This window comes from Lysinibacillus sp. FSL K6-3209, from assembly GCF_037976175.1.
GTDB classification, from domain to species: domain Bacteria; phylum Bacillota; class Bacilli; order Bacillales_A; family Planococcaceae; genus Lysinibacillus; species Lysinibacillus sphaericus_D.
The window spans coordinates 1,329,249-1,343,401 of sequence record NZ_CP150264.1 but is presented as its reverse complement, the minus strand read 5'-3'; the positions used below and the strand labels follow the sequence as shown (position 1 = coordinate 1,343,401).

16 protein-coding genes are annotated in these 14,153 nt (G+C 36.9%); 8 read left to right on the top strand and 8 right to left on the bottom strand.

Annotated features, from left to right (window positions below):
* The first annotated feature begins 144 nt into the window (after positions 1 to 144).
* Complete coding sequence (locus MHH88_RS06285; protein ID WP_069510936.1) at positions 145 to 1,119, top strand: alpha/beta hydrolase; 975 nt, start codon at positions 145 to 147, stop codon at positions 1,117 to 1,119.
* Between the two features lie 43 nt (positions 1,120 to 1,162).
* Here MHH88_RS06285 and MHH88_RS06280 read toward each other — a convergent pair whose 3' ends face one another.
* The 3 genes from MHH88_RS06280 to MHH88_RS06270 form a co-directional block, all read right to left on the bottom strand.
* The gene (locus MHH88_RS06280) at positions 1,163 to 1,633 is read right to left on the bottom strand and encodes an S-ribosylhomocysteine lyase (RefSeq protein WP_024361515.1); all 471 of its coding nucleotides are present in this window, start codon (positions 1,631 to 1,633) and stop codon (positions 1,163 to 1,165) included.
* Positions 1,634 to 2,157: 524 nt separating this feature from the next.
* Positions 2,158 to 3,612 carry a carbon starvation CstA family protein gene (locus tag MHH88_RS06275; protein WP_339261888.1) on the bottom strand — a complete coding sequence of 485 codons (1,455 nt, stop codon included), beginning with the start codon at positions 3,610 to 3,612 and terminating at the stop codon, positions 2,158 to 2,160.
* A 478-nt stretch (positions 3,613 to 4,090) separates the two neighbouring features.
* Positions 4,091 to 4,753 (bottom strand): hypothetical protein, encoded by a 663-nt coding sequence (locus MHH88_RS06270; protein ID WP_339261886.1) that lies wholly within the window; start codon positions 4,751 to 4,753, stop codon positions 4,091 to 4,093.
* Between the two features lie 190 nt (positions 4,754 to 4,943).
* Here MHH88_RS06270 and MHH88_RS06265 point away from each other — a divergent pair, with 190 nt between their 5' ends.
* Positions 4,944 to 5,360 (top strand): GTP-binding protein, encoded by a 417-nt coding sequence (locus MHH88_RS06265; RefSeq protein ID WP_339261884.1) that lies wholly within the window; start codon positions 4,944 to 4,946, stop codon positions 5,358 to 5,360.
* A gap of 147 nt (positions 5,361 to 5,507) precedes the next feature.
* Here MHH88_RS06265 and MHH88_RS06260 read toward each other — a convergent pair whose 3' ends face one another.
* Complete coding sequence (locus tag MHH88_RS06260; RefSeq protein WP_024361518.1) at positions 5,508 to 5,726, bottom strand: YneF family protein; 219 nt, start codon at positions 5,724 to 5,726, stop codon at positions 5,508 to 5,510.
* Positions 5,727 to 5,826: 100 nt separating this feature from the next.
* Complete coding sequence (sirA, locus tag MHH88_RS06255; RefSeq protein ID WP_024361519.1) at positions 5,827 to 6,252, bottom strand: sporulation inhibitor of replication protein SirA; 426 nt, start codon at positions 6,250 to 6,252, stop codon at positions 5,827 to 5,829.
* Positions 6,253 to 6,482: 230 nt separating this feature from the next.
* Between sirA and MHH88_RS06250 the strand changes: the two genes are divergently transcribed.
* The 5 genes from MHH88_RS06250 to MHH88_RS06230 all read left to right on the top strand — a co-directional run bounded on the left by MHH88_RS06250 (position 6,483) and on the right by MHH88_RS06230 (position 9,902).
* Positions 6,483 to 6,836 carry an ABC transporter permease gene (locus tag MHH88_RS06250; RefSeq protein WP_069510948.1) on the top strand — a complete coding sequence of 118 codons (354 nt, stop codon included), beginning with the start codon at positions 6,483 to 6,485 and terminating at the stop codon, positions 6,834 to 6,836.
* 16 nt (positions 6,837 to 6,852) lie between these two features.
* Positions 6,853 to 7,491: a PspA/IM30 family protein gene (locus MHH88_RS06245; RefSeq protein WP_069510950.1), complete on the top strand. Its 639-nt coding sequence runs from the start codon at positions 6,853 to 6,855 to the stop codon at positions 7,489 to 7,491.
* A gap of 89 nt (positions 7,492 to 7,580) precedes the next feature.
* Entirely contained in the window at positions 7,581 to 8,261 is a 681-nt protein-coding gene (gene liaF / locus MHH88_RS06240; RefSeq protein ID WP_339261880.1) for a cell wall-active antibiotics response protein LiaF, read from the top strand.
* Complete coding sequence (locus tag MHH88_RS06235) at positions 8,258 to 9,295, top strand: sensor histidine kinase (protein WP_069510954.1); 1,038 nt, start codon at positions 8,258 to 8,260, stop codon at positions 9,293 to 9,295. Before liaF ends, MHH88_RS06235 begins: the two co-directional genes overlap by 4 nt.
* Entirely contained in the window at positions 9,270 to 9,902 is a 633-nt protein-coding gene (locus MHH88_RS06230; RefSeq protein WP_339261879.1) for a response regulator transcription factor, read from the top strand. Before MHH88_RS06235 ends, MHH88_RS06230 begins: the two co-directional genes overlap by 26 nt.
* Positions 9,903 to 10,077: 175 nt before the next feature.
* Here the strand turns inward: MHH88_RS06230 and MHH88_RS06225 are convergent, their stop codons facing one another.
* The 3 genes from MHH88_RS06225 to MHH88_RS06215 all read right to left on the bottom strand — a co-directional run bounded on the left by MHH88_RS06225 (position 10,078) and on the right by MHH88_RS06215 (position 13,452).
* Entirely contained in the window at positions 10,078 to 10,584 is a 507-nt protein-coding gene (locus MHH88_RS06225; RefSeq protein ID WP_339261878.1) for a hypothetical protein, read from the bottom strand.
* 342 nt (positions 10,585 to 10,926) lie between these two features.
* Complete coding sequence (tkt, locus tag MHH88_RS06220) at positions 10,927 to 12,921, bottom strand: transketolase (protein ID WP_339261876.1); 1,995 nt, start codon at positions 12,919 to 12,921, stop codon at positions 10,927 to 10,929.
* A 297-nt stretch (positions 12,922 to 13,218) separates the two neighbouring features.
* On the bottom strand, positions 13,219 to 13,452 hold the full coding sequence (locus MHH88_RS06215; RefSeq protein WP_024361527.1) for a DUF896 domain-containing protein: 234 nt from the start codon (positions 13,450 to 13,452) through the stop codon (positions 13,219 to 13,221).
* Between the two features lie 173 nt (positions 13,453 to 13,625).
* Here MHH88_RS06215 and MHH88_RS06210 point away from each other — a divergent pair, with 173 nt between their 5' ends.
* Positions 13,626 to 14,138, top strand: a complete 513-nt coding sequence (locus tag MHH88_RS06210) for a GNAT family N-acetyltransferase (RefSeq protein ID WP_069509893.1) — start codon at positions 13,626 to 13,628, stop codon at positions 14,136 to 14,138.
* The last annotated feature ends 15 nt before the right edge of the window (positions 14,139 to 14,153 follow it).

The window sequence follows — 14,153 nt, the reverse complement described above, 5'->3', positions numbered from 1 at the left end:
AGTTTTTCAAAAGTTGTTGTAAAATGTTGTCGTGTTTTAAACAAACGTAGTTGGGAACATTACAAATAAGAAATGTGCATTGGCTTACAATCATTAAGTACAATGCCTAGACATGAAAAGAAATAGGGTGTGGAGGTGTAGAAGATGAAAAAGAAAATGCTTTTATTTTCAGGTATTACAACGACGCTTGCTGCAGCAGCAACGGGGCTGTTCGGCTTTGCGCTTTCCAATAAATTAATGTACATTCAAAAAAAAGATCCTGAATTTATTCGTGAACGTGAGACAACTGCCAAACGGTTTGACGAAGCTTGGTACAATAAAAATTTTAAATGTGAATTAAATATTGACTCTCCCAATGGTTATTCCATTCACGGCATTATGTTTCAACCATTACAAACAAACAATACAATGATTATTTGTCACGGTGTTACAGAAAATAAAATTAACTCGGTCAAATATGCTCGTCTTTTTGAACGGTTAGGATATAATTCTGTTATTTTTGACCATCGAAGACATGGCGATTCCGGTGGCAAAACGACTAGCTATGGCTATTATGAAAAAAATGATTTAGATGCTGTTGTAAAAACGGTGAAAGCGATGATTGGTGAAAATGCCTTGCTCGGCATCCATGGGGAGTCAATGGGTGCTGCAACCATGCTGTTGTACGCAGGAACGGTTGAAGATGGCGCTGATTTTTATATTGCAGATTGTGCCTTTTCGGATTTCTCAATGCTGCTTAAGCAAATCGCGAAGACCGAATTTAAATATGGCTCCATTATCCCGATTCGTTTCGCAGATTTCTTTATCCGGTTACGCGACGGTTATTCATTTAAGAGTGTGACGCCCTCTGAAGCTGTGACCCATATTGAAAAACCGATTCTCTTTATTCACAGTATTCCTGATACATTTATACCTGCTTCAATGTCACTCGATTTATACAATAAAAAAAATGGACCTAAGAAATTGAAGCTTTTTGAAAAAGGGGCGCATGCTCAATCCTTTAATGAAAATATGGCTGAATATGAAGATCTCATACATGACTTTTTAGAAAGTTTTATTTATGAAAAAATCAATCATGATGCTTCATCATCCAATGTGATTCCTTTTCACTTTCGATAAGTGAAAAAACCTTGCAAGCTTTGACAACTTGCAAGGTTTTTTATTATTCTGCAAAAACAATATGCCATTCGTCTCGCTTCGCTAAAAATTCTTTTGCCAGCGCCTGTGCACCTTCAAGACTATGACTTGCCGCCCAGCCACATTGCACTTCGTTGCATGCTGGAACAGCCGTTGCTTTCGTTACATCTGTAAAAGTTTTTTCTAAAATCGTCAGCAATTCATCATAATCATTATGATTAATCAACGATACATAAAACCCTGTTTGACAACCCATTGGACTAAAGTCAACGATGTGATCTGAATAATTGCGGATAATATCTGCCGATAAATGCTCCAAAGAATGGAGTGCTGGCATTTCCATATGCTCTTTGTTAGGCTGTTTTAAGCGAATGTCGTACTTATAAACTTCATCGCCATTTTTCCCTACTTTTACACCCGCTAAACGAACATAAGGGGCTTTCACTTTCGTATGATCTAAATCAAAACTCTCGACATTTGTTTTTTCGCGTTCCATTGCTAACAGCTCCTTTTCTGACAATACTAACTATTATACCTAGTTTTCTATGAAATGTGTAAATTTTTGAAATAGAATGATAATTCGGGTGCGAATTTACTAAAAAAGAAGACAAAACGCCCATTTCGTTTTGTCTTCCCTCTGAAAAATATTTTTGCTGGTGTGTTGCGGCTTCTACAATGGAAATTCAAATTCTTGAACACGGCTCGGTATGTTTAAAAGCAATGTAATCACAACGCTCATTGAGATTAGTATTAACACTGACTTCCATTGTAATTTAAAATCATTCTTTTTGAGTAATAACATTTGATTAATAAAGTGAAAGAACGAAACAAACAGCAACACAACAACAAACTGTAAGAAAAAATTCATTGTTGTCATCATCCTTTACATGTTCACGGTTCTCGCTAATGTTTAAGTAATATTTTTATTATCAGTTACTTTGGTTTGTACAGCACTTATGAAGATATTTGAAATGCCCTTTTTTCTAACTTCACTTTACTAAAATCATATCGTAATTAATACTACTTAACATGTTGATAGCTTGTCACATCTTCATCTAACAAGAAGTTTGTGCCACGTTTTTTCAAAGCTGTCCCAAAGAATATGGCTGTAATGATAAATCCGGCTATAATCCCAGCTGCATTAGAAAATGCAACATCCTGTCCGAATCCCATAGTTGGTTCATAAATAATATAGCTGAATACCATACTTGTCATACATGAAGCTGGGATTGTTGCAATCCAATGGTTTTTACGGTCCAAAAATAAATACATTGCCGCTACCCATAAGGCAATTACTGCTGTTACACCGTTTGCCCATGAGAAATAACGCCATAAAATATTAAAGTCTATTTTCGTTAACACATATGACATGACGAATAATGGGATTGCAACCCATAAACGACTAACTAATTTTGCTTGAGCAAATTTGAAATAATCAGCGATAATCATACGAGCTGCACGAAACGCTGTATCACCTGATGTAATAGGTAGCACGATTACTCCTAAAACTGCTAAAGTTCCACCAATTGAACCGAGCATCAGAATAGATGCCTCGCTTACTACAGCAGCCGGTCCACCTGCTGCCATCAGCTCATTTAAACCACCATATCCTCCAAATAGGCTCATTGCAGCAGCCGCCCAAATCATCGCAATAATGCCTTCAGTAATCATCATCCCATAGAAAATTTTACGTCCTTCTTTTTCTCTTTTAGTTGTACGAGAAATGATTGGTGTTTGTGTTGCATGGAAACCTGATAATGCCCCACATGTAATTGTAAAGAATATTAATGGAAATATCGGTAATTTAGCAGGATGCATATTCTCAAATGTTAGCTCTGGAATTGGTGAACCTTTTACGATCATACTAATACCAATTCCAATTGCTGAAATCACAAGTAGCGCTCCTAGATAAGGATAGAATCGACCGATAATTTTATCAACTGGAAGTAATGTTGCTAAAATATAATAGATAAAAATTAACGTTACAATAATACTTATCGCAACTTTGCCATCCATTAAATTATTTATTAGCATTGCAGGTGATGTAACAAACACAGTACCAACTAACAGGAGCAATAAAAGTGCAAAAATATTTACTACATGTTTCATTGCTTTTCCTAAAAACTTCGCTGCAAGCTCAGGTAAATGGGCTCCTTTATTACGAATAGAGATCATGCCTGTCAAATAATCATGAACAGCCCCGGCAAATATACAGCCAACTACAATCCATACAAATGCAACAGGGCCATATAAAGCACCTACAATAGGACCAAACACAGGCCCAGTACCCGCAATATTTAGGAGCTGAATTAATGAATTTTTAGGTGTAGACATTGGTACATAGTCTACACCGTCTGCATTTACATAAGCTGGTGTAGGGCGCTCATCTTTAGGAATAAATACCTTTTCAACAAATTTCCCATAAGTAAAATAACCTACAATTAAAATCACTATACAAGTTATAAAAGTTATCATAAAAATTCCTCCTTATATAACATTTTTAGTATTTTAATAAAAACTATTTTTCTATAAAATCATCAAATATACCGATGAGCTACAACAATCGCTTAATTATTATAGTAATATATAATTTAACTAAAACAAAATCCCTCCTTTTTTATTACTATTTAATATGACTTGAAATACAAAAATATTTCTAAATCAAATGCTAATAGAACATCCCCATAGTTCTTTCGTTTCTAAATGGGGAAATCGATTTCCTGAATATCACCATTATCACCTATATTTAAAAGGATGGTGATAACAACGCTAAGTGAGACTAGTATCAACATAGACTTCCACTGTATTTTAAACTCGTACTTTTTCATCAAAAGCAATTGATTGATATAATGAAAGAACAAAACAAATAGCAACACAACAATAAATTGAAATAAATAATTCATCGTTGGCACCATCCTTTACAAGTAAATTTGCAATGCATAAGTGTTATTGTTTAGGCTGATATTTCAGCTCTTGTTATTCTATAATTCCCGCTCCCTAATAGTTGAACAGAAAGATAAGTATTATATTCTACTAAATATTTAAACGCTTTAAAATTGCCATGACTATGAACATACCAGACACTTGGATCTAGTACATCAATCCAAGTATTATGAGATTCTGAATACACCAGCCCTGTTAGCCTTGCATCTTTTGTAGCACCCATTATTTTTCCATTACTATATGTAAACTCCCCTGCTAAAACATGCTGAAAATTCCAACCTATAGTATTCTTTACATATGCGCTATAAACTTTCTTTTTGACAGCACTAGCAGCAGCAGTTGTAGATGCTAAAAATTTAGTATTTGCAGCATTATAAGGATTGGTCAAAAAAGGAGTAACTTCATAACTAGTAAAAGTCAGTTCTATAAAACCATTCTCAACACTTTTTCTAAGATAAAAACTTTCTATACCATTTGCCAAGTTTTCATTTGCTTGAACTACTAATTCATCAAGAGCTTCATTCGCTTTATCAATTTCATGAACAGTGGGAAACTCTTCTATTCCCAAATCTTCTACTTCCTTTGAAATTTCCGCTTTGGCTAAAGTAAAGCTTGCATTTGATAATAAAGTTAACAACATAACGATAAATAAAATTGAAATCTTTTTCATCAATTACCTCACCTCTTCTTAGCTTTTGCATTTTTTATTTATAATAAAAAAAAGTTGCGTTTTTTGTAAATACAATTAATTTAATTTACTGAATTTTTTATCAATTAGTGTTTTTTGATGGCTAAAATAACGCATTCCAACATAAAAATAGAGGGCATTTTTAAGGATTAACCCAACCTGTACAATCATTCAAGTGGAAAATGGCAACGTGGAGCCATCCATTTTATATGTGGACAGTAAATTTTGTAACAGTCGGCTACCTTGCAATCATACATCGCAAATTCAATCGATTTCTTTTGCTTTTTTGCAACCTTTAAATTGGAATAGTTTCGGGGTATGGCTTAGCTTATTGCTTTATGCAAGAGGAGAAAACATTCTTCGCGTGAAAGGAATGCTAGATGTCGGTGAAACAGGACCCATCATCTTAAATGGTGTTCAACATATCATTCATCCACCTATTCATTTAAGTGAATGGCCAGAAAATATGCAGATTTCACATATTGTTTTTATTATGAAAGATATCCCCACTACGTTATTGAAACAATCATTACTATCCTTTCAAACATTTCTCGGCACGGAAATCGATTTAATGGATGTACATTCCATATAGGAAATATTGTCAAGACCACCGAAGAATCGTGCTTAGATGAATCCATTCTCCTCCTTCATCTGAGCACCTTTTTTATGCACTTCTTCGAGAAACGTCAACGAAAAAAGCAACCGGTTACCTAAACCAGTTGCTCCTTAAAAACTCCAATTATTTTTGGAATTTGTTCATTTGCGTCATCATTTGGCGTACTTGCTTTTCAGACGGCGTACGACCCATTTGTGCCATCATCATTCGAATCATTTGTTCGTTAATTGGTGGGTTCTCTTTTAAATATTTCATCATAGCTTGACGTGCAAAGTAGAAACCAAGTGCTGCACCAGCTGCTAATGCGATAATTACAATAATAATCCAGCCCCATGTAGGCATACAACCAACCTCCTCCACTACAATATACCGAGAAAAAAACTCTCCACGCTCCATTATACACCAAATACTAGCGTGTTACTATATATTATAGTGAAAAATCCTAGTGCATTGTATACTTCATCGGCTTTAGCCAACCACACTCATTATCTTGTTTATTAAAGGCAATAAAACGCTCACTCATCTTTGCTAGCATTTGAAATAAGTCCAAATCAAGCATACGTGAGCCTTCGCAATAGACACAAATTTTACGATCTACTAGATAAATCGCCATTTTTCCTTTTATCGGATGTTCTAAAAATAAAGCATTACGCGCTCTTTCTAAATGTGCATATTTGGAATCTAGCTGTGCTTCTAACATGATGGCAATGTCATCGAAGCGAACAGTTTCACATATATACGCGAGTTCTTTTAAGGATTTCTCATTGGCATCTTCACAGCCTTGCATCATCTCTAACAACTTACGCTCTCTGCCGAAAATAAACGTTAAATGCTCTTCTTTTATTTTATATATGGAATAGGTTCTCACCAGAAATCCCCCTTCGCTCAGTTTCTTTAACGTAAGTATAGCGGATTGTCTCTAGTTAATTTGTCAAACGAAGGAGGCAACCATCTTCTATTTTTGTCGAAAACCTTCTACTTTCAGCTTAAAAAATAACTGCTCCGCCTCAAGACCTAGAGGAAAATCCATTTCCAGTCCGTTTTAGATGTTCTCGTAAGCAGGTAACATAAAGGTACAAACGAAAGGAGCTAAAACATATGAAAAAATTTCTTTTACTAACTGGAGGTATTATTGCAGCATGTGTCGCACTTGCCTTAATTGGACCAATTACTGGTCTAGTATTTTCAGTTGCATTCGTTGCACTAGGCATGCACTTCTACATTGGTAGTAAATCGACATTTGCAAAAATTATTTGGTTTACAGTTGGTTTAATCGGTGTACTATCGGCTATCTCTAATATCCCAGCAATGATTGGTCTTGCAGCAATCGCCATTATTTATGTGATTTACAAAAAATGGAATGGCGAAGAAGTGAACATCCCAACAATTGAAGCGAAAGAAGAAGATCCGTTTACAAACTTTGAAAAAGAATGGTCAAACTTAACAAAATAAAAGGAGCGAACTAAAAATGAACTTATTACAACGTTTTAGATACACAATTGAAGCAGACTTACATCAATTATTTGATAAAAAGGAAGAAAAAAATCCTATTGCTTTGTTAAATCAATACATTCGTGAGGCTGAAAAACAAACAGAGCAAACAGGTACATTATTAGAGCGTCAGGGCAAACTAAAAGAAAAAATGGAACTGGAGCTTAAACAAAATGCCGATTTACTAGCAAAACGTGAAGCACAACTTCAATTAGCACTTGCGAGTGGCGAGCAAGATTTAATTGATTTTGCTTCGGACGAAGTAGCAGCCTATACTGCTCGTAACCATGCATTACAGACAAGTATCGAGGTGAACACGCGTGAATACTTTGAACTTGAACGCAAATTTGAAACAATGAAACACAAAATTAAAGATATGAAAGTTCGTCAATTACAACTAATGGGCAAAGAAAATGTTACACGTGCGCACCATCAAATGGATGGCATGATTGCAAACAACAATAAAACGAATTTCGAAGATTTAGAATCCTATATCGATAAACTTGCCCATCGTATCGACAAAGATCATGAGGTAACAACTTTTGAAGCACGCCTAGCAGCACTTGAAAAAAATTCAACTGAAGCTGTTTCACCACTACTCATTGAAAAGAAATAACATGTTATAATAGAAAGAAATGCGCCACTAAAAGCGGCGCATTATTTCTTGTTGTAAAATATTACATAGTAGAAAGAAGGGTGACCCTTTTGCAAAACTTCACAACAAATAAACTCACATTTTGGGTACTATGCTTCTTTTTACTCGTATTTGTAGAGCTAACCATTTTCAATAATGGCGGTGCTTTTTGTTTGTTAATCGGTGCTGTCCTGCTCTATTTAAGCTTTTCAAAAAACAAGCGATTTTTAAAATGGACAGGAATTTTCTTTATTGCGATTGCTCTCTTTACGATGTGGAGTTTGCGATTATTTATCGTCATACTGCTCTTATACATGCTCTATCAATACTTACAACGAGAAAACGAACCGAAAATCGTCACATTGGAATTTGATAAGTTGCCGGCAACTGAAAATAAACTATTCGGTACAATACCTGCGCCTGAAGATGCTTACAAATGGCAAGATGTACAAATTCAACGACTCGCTGGTGACATTACAATTGATACAACCCAAACAATTTTACCTGCTGGTCCAAGTCTCGTAACGATTAGACAAGGCATTGGTAAAGTACAGATTTATGTTCCTTATGAAGTTCCTTTTCGCTTACACTACACAACGCTATTTGGAGACTTTACATGTTTGCAAAGACATCCACAGCGGCTTTTGAATGAAAGTATCGTGTTCTCAGATGGCAACCCTGAGGATGCAAAACGTACCCTCGTCATTCATGTCGCTACATGGCTAGGAGATTTGGAGGTGCTACGTAAATGATTGCCTTTCTTTCTAGAGCTTTCACTATATTTTTCATATTGATTGGCGCGGCATTCGGCCTCCTTTTTGCGATTTGGGGTGAACCAAATGAGAAAGTTTGGGAACCTTTGTGGCAACAAGATTATGATAATATTCCACTAGGTGGCGTCTTTTTAATCAGTCTCTTTGCGCTTAGTTTCTTTATTGCAAGCTGGATTAGTATGACCGCACGTGCGCGTGAGGCGCAAGCAACTCGCTTTGTAAAAGAATTAATCGAGCCTGATTTCGTGTTACCTAAAAAACATGCACTACCGAAACCATTGAAAAAAGCACTTGTCCAAACGAGCGAGTTAATTGATACACAACGAAAAAGCTTACAGCGCCTTTCCAATGAACGTGCAGAAGCCAATGATAAAGTAATTCAAGAGCGCATTATTGCCGAACGTCAACGACTTGCACGCGAGCTCCATGACTCGGTTTCACAACAATTATTTGCCGCTTCAATGTTACTTTCCGCCTTAACGGAAAGCGATGAAAATGCCAAAAGTTTAAAGCAAGTAGAAAAAATTGTACAGCAGGCTCAGCTAGAAATGCGCGCATTATTATTGCATTTACGCCCTGTTGCATTGCACAATAAAACCCTCGCCCAAGGCTTAGAGGAATTAATTATTGAACTACAACAAAAAGTATATTTTCATATAGAATATGAACTAGAAGAAATAGCTTTAACAAAAGCAGAGGAAGATCACCTATTCCGCATTGCTCAAGAAGCATTGTCCAATACATTGCGCCATTCTAAAGCAACAGAGGTTGAACTACTTCTTGTTGCCCGAGATAACCTTGCTATTTTACGCATTCAAGATAATGGTCTTGGCTTTGACGTAGAGGCGGATAAATCGACTTCCTACGGTTTACAAAATATCGCTGAGCGGGCCGTGGAAATTGGTTGTAGGTATAAAATTGTTTCAGTACCTGGTGAAGGTACAATAGTGGAGGTAAAAGTTCCACTACAGAAGGAGGTTGTTGAAGTTGATTCAAGTATTAATAGTGGATGACCACGAGATGGTACGAATTGGCGTATCTGCCTACTTGTCAGCACAGCCTGATATTACCGTTGTGGGGGAAGCTGAAAATGGCGTCGAAGCTGTTGAACGCGCGCTCGCCCTTCGTCCTGATATTATTTTAATGGACAATGTCATGCCTGTGATGACTGGAGCTGAAGCAACCGTCAAAATACTTGAAGCTTGGCCAGAAGCGAAAATTATGATGGTCACAAGCTTTTTAGATGACGATAAAGTATATCCCGCTTTAGAGGCTGGTGCGATTAGCTATATATTAAAAACATCCAATGCCAAGCAAATTGCCGATGCCATTCGTAAAACAATGGGCGGAGAAACTGTTTTGGAGCCAGAAGTCACATCTAAAATGATGCACCGTATGCGCTATGGATCAAGTACGCCTCTTTATGAGCAATTAACTGAACGTGAAATGGAAGTTCTTTTGCTCATGGCAAAAGGCAAGGCAAACCAAGAAATTGCGGATGACTTATATATCGCCTTAAAAACAGTGAAAACCCACGTCAGCAATATTTTAGCCAAACTAGACGTTCAAGATCGAACACAAGCTGTCGTCTACGCCTTTCAAAATGGTTTAGCAAAGTAATTTTTATTAAAGTCGCCAGGTTTGTGGCGATTTAGGCTGTTTTAATGGCAGTTTGCTGGTTTTTAGTGGCGAGTCCTTCTGTTTTTGTGGCGGTTCGCCGAGGTTTAGTGGCGAGTCGTAACATCGAAATGATCAAAAAATACCGCAGCGCTCAATAAGAGCTTGCGGTTTCTTTTTAATTATTTGTTTGTATTAATCTAGCTAATAAATCAAATAAACTCCAATAACCTTTTATTAAATCCTCATTTGTATTTCCATTCAAAGCAACGCCAAAAGTAGTACCTTTATAATAACCGATAAAATAATCTTGAGCGTGATTTTCAAATGTATTTTCGTACGTGTGGTTAGGAATAATAAAAGCTGAAATAGCTTTGTCTGACTGAACAAATACAATCGGTATAGAGGCATCTAAATAAAATTGAGTATACTGTTCGTCGGAAGCTTCTTGTAAATAATCTTTCGTAATCATAATAGCATCAAAAGAATCTTCATTTTGTTTATGTAAATCTTGTAACATTATTTTTTTAAATTTTATATTGTTTTCTTTAATTAAAGAAGGTATTTCCCCTACAATCCCAATTTCTATAATTTCATGTTTTTTGACAATAATTACTTCCTTATTTGAACATCCCACTAATAAAAACAAAAAAGCAAAGAAAGAAAAAAAGTGTTTTTTAATCATTTAAGCTCACCTTTTACATTTTTTTATGCTTTATGATAAAATTTCTTTTAATAATATTATCATATTGAAAGGATTGAGGATAAACGGGTAGTAAAAATTTTGACGGAACAATCAAAGTAGATTTGGGTAACACAGAAGAATATGGCTTACCATGTACAAGTAGCCAGCTTTTTTCATTGTTGTAAAAGTAAACATCGCCCGTAACGGAAATCAACGGTAGTTGTCATCTACATATTAAAATAAAAAAAGGACTGTAGACAATCTCGAAAATTTCCGAGTTTGTCTACAGTCTGACCGCAACGCTTAATAAGAGCTTGCGGTATTTTTTATGGAAGCCAATTCTTATAGTGCTTTAACTTTTGCTACAACGTTTTCTACAGTGAAACCGTATTTTTCCATAACTAACTCACCTGGAGCAGAAGCGCCGAACTTGTCGATTGCAAGAACGTCACCTTCAAAGCCAGTATATTTGTGCCAACCGAATGATGCACCCATTTCGATTGCTAAACGTTTTGTAACAGCTTTTGGAAGAACCGATTCTTTATATGCTGCATCTTGTTTTTCAAAGCGATCCATTGAAGGCATTGATACGACTGCAACGTCCATACCTTCAGCTTTTAATGCTTTTTGCGCTTCAATTGCAAGTGAAACTTCAGAACCTGTTGCAATTAAAATAGCATCTGCTACTTCTTTCGATGCAGGTGATACAGTGTAAGCACCTTTTGCTACACCTTCACGAACTATTTCGATTGACGCGTCAAGCACTGGTAAGTTTTGACGAGATAATACTAATACAGTTGGTGTTTTTTCTGATGATACTGCAAGCTCCCACGCAACTGCTGATTCATTTGCATCTGCTGGACGAACAACAGAAAGATTTGGCATTGCACGTAATGAAGCTAAATGCTCGATTGGTTCATGTGTTGGACCATCTTCCCCTACTGCGATTGAGTCATGCGTGAATACATATGTCACAGGAAGACCCATTAATGCAGAAAGACGTACAGCTGGACGTACATAATCAGAGAATACGAAGAATGTACCACCAAAGACGTTTAGACCGCCGTGAAGCGCCATACCGTTCATTGCCGCGCCCATAGCGAATTCACGGACACCAAACCAAATATTGCGACCTGCATAGTCATCTGCAGAGAAGTCGCCTGCGCCCTTCATCGTCGTTTTGTTAGAGCCAGCAAGGTCGGCTGAACCACCAAAGAATGATGGTGTTTTCTTGGCAATTGCATTGATTGCATCGCCTGATGAAGAACGTGTTGCCACAGATTTACCCGCTTCATACACTGGTAATTCTGAAGCGAAATCTTCAGGTAGTTTCCCATTCATTGCATTTTCAAATTGCGCTGCTAATTCAGGGAACTCCGCTTTGTATGCTACGAACTGCTCATTCCAAGCTGCTTCTGGCTGTGCACCTTGCACTTCAGCTGCTGCATTAAACGTATCATATACTTCAGATGGGATTTGGAATGGCTCATGTGTCCATTCGTAAGCCGCTTTTGTTAAGACAACTTCATCCGTACCTAGTGGCGCACCGTGAGAATCTGATTTTCCTGATTTGTTTGGTGAACCGAAACCGATGACTGTTTTCACTTCAATCAGTGTTGGCTTACCAGAAGATTTTTTTGCTTCTTCAATAGCTTGGTTAACAGCTTCTACATCTGTACCGTCAGCCACTTTTAAATAGTTCCAGCCATATGACTCAAAACGTTTTTGTACGTTTTCAGAGAATGATTTTTCTAAATCACCATCTAATGAAATATCATTTGAATCGTATAACACGATTAATTTTTCAAGTTTTAAATGTCCAGCTAATGAAATCGCTTCAGCTGCAACACCTTCCATTAAGTCGCCATCACCACAAAGCGCAAAAGTATAGTGATCGACAATTTCATGTCCTGGTTTATTATAAGTCGCTGCTAAATGACGCTCTGCCATTGCCATACCAACTGTCATCGCAATCCCTTGTCCAAGAGGACCTGTTGTTGCCTCTACCCCAACCGTATGACCGTATTCTGGATGTCCTGGAGTTAATGAATCCCATTGACGGAAGTTTTGAATCTCTTCCATTGGTAGGCCGTATCCGCCAAGGTGAAGTAGGCTATATAAAAGCATAGAGCCATGACCTGCTGAAAGTACGAAACGATCGCGGTTATACCATTTTGGATTTGCCGGATTATGGCGAAGTTGTTTAGTCCATAGCGTGTAAGCCATTGGCGCTGCCCCCATTGGTAAGCCTGGGTGACCTGAATTTGCTTTTTCAATTGCATCAATTGACAATGTTCGGATAGCATTAATCGCTAGTTGGTCCGCATGTTGAGTCATTATGTTGTGACATCCTTTCTCGTCCTATATATTGTTCTACTACAGTTTAGTCAACATTGTCCTAGAAAACAATGCTTTTGTTATACTATTTGAGATTTATGACATACTTTATCATCATTCTGTAACTTAGACATAGCAATGATAGAAATAATAACAAAATTACTGCTTATTTTGGAGGAAGGTTTAACAAATAAAAAAAGAAACCTTCTTCAATGATGGCAAGGATTTTGCTAGAAATCCATAGTGACATGTCCACGCGAAATGTATTTGCTTACATCCTGTATGAAATGTGTCATATTAATTTAGAAATTTATTTTTTTTCGCTTGTTTTACCTTCTCAGGAGTTACGTCATTACCTTCTTGATCGACAACTTTAACATTTTCAATTGTATTGCGCATTGTTGCTCTAAATGTATCTAAATATTCTTTGCGAAGGGACGTACGCTCTTTCGCTTCTTCCTCTGTTAAACTGCCCGCTTTGGCTTTTGCTGCTAGTTCATTAATGCGATTAATTTTTTCTTTGGATAACATCGTTACACACCTTTCAATACCTTGATGACTTCAGTATGCAAAGTATAGCATGCTTTCCCTTAAAATGCAGTTATACCAACCCTTAATCACACACCTTAGCCATAATTTACATGACTTCCAAATGTTAGTCGTGTATAACTATTAATAATGAATACTTATTGGGGGGAAATAATGTGAACATTACAACACAGCGATTACATATCCGAAAATTTGAAATACAAGATTGGCGGGCTGTTGTTAACTATATGTCCGATCAAACAGTGATGCACTATATGCCAGAAGGCGTTTTAACTGCAGAACAAGTGCAAAAATTTATTTCCGATAATCGTGACGAAGCAAAGCATTTTGCCATTGTTTTACGTGAGCAGTCACAAGTTATCGGTCATCTCGTATTCCATCCTTACTTTGGCGAGCATACATATGAAATTGGCTGGGTGTTAAATCCTGCATATTATCGTAAAGGCTATGCATCAGAGGCAGCACAAGCCCTATTAAATTATGGCTTCACGAAAATGAAGCTTCATCGCATCATCGCCACATGTCAGCCCGAAAATATTGCATCCTATCGTGTTATGGAAAAAATCGGTATGCGTCGTGAAGGATTTTTCAAAAAATGTATACCTTATGGTGACGATTGGTGGGATGAGTACTATTACGCTATTTTGCAGGAAGAATGGCAAAGTTGAGCTCTCTACTACCCT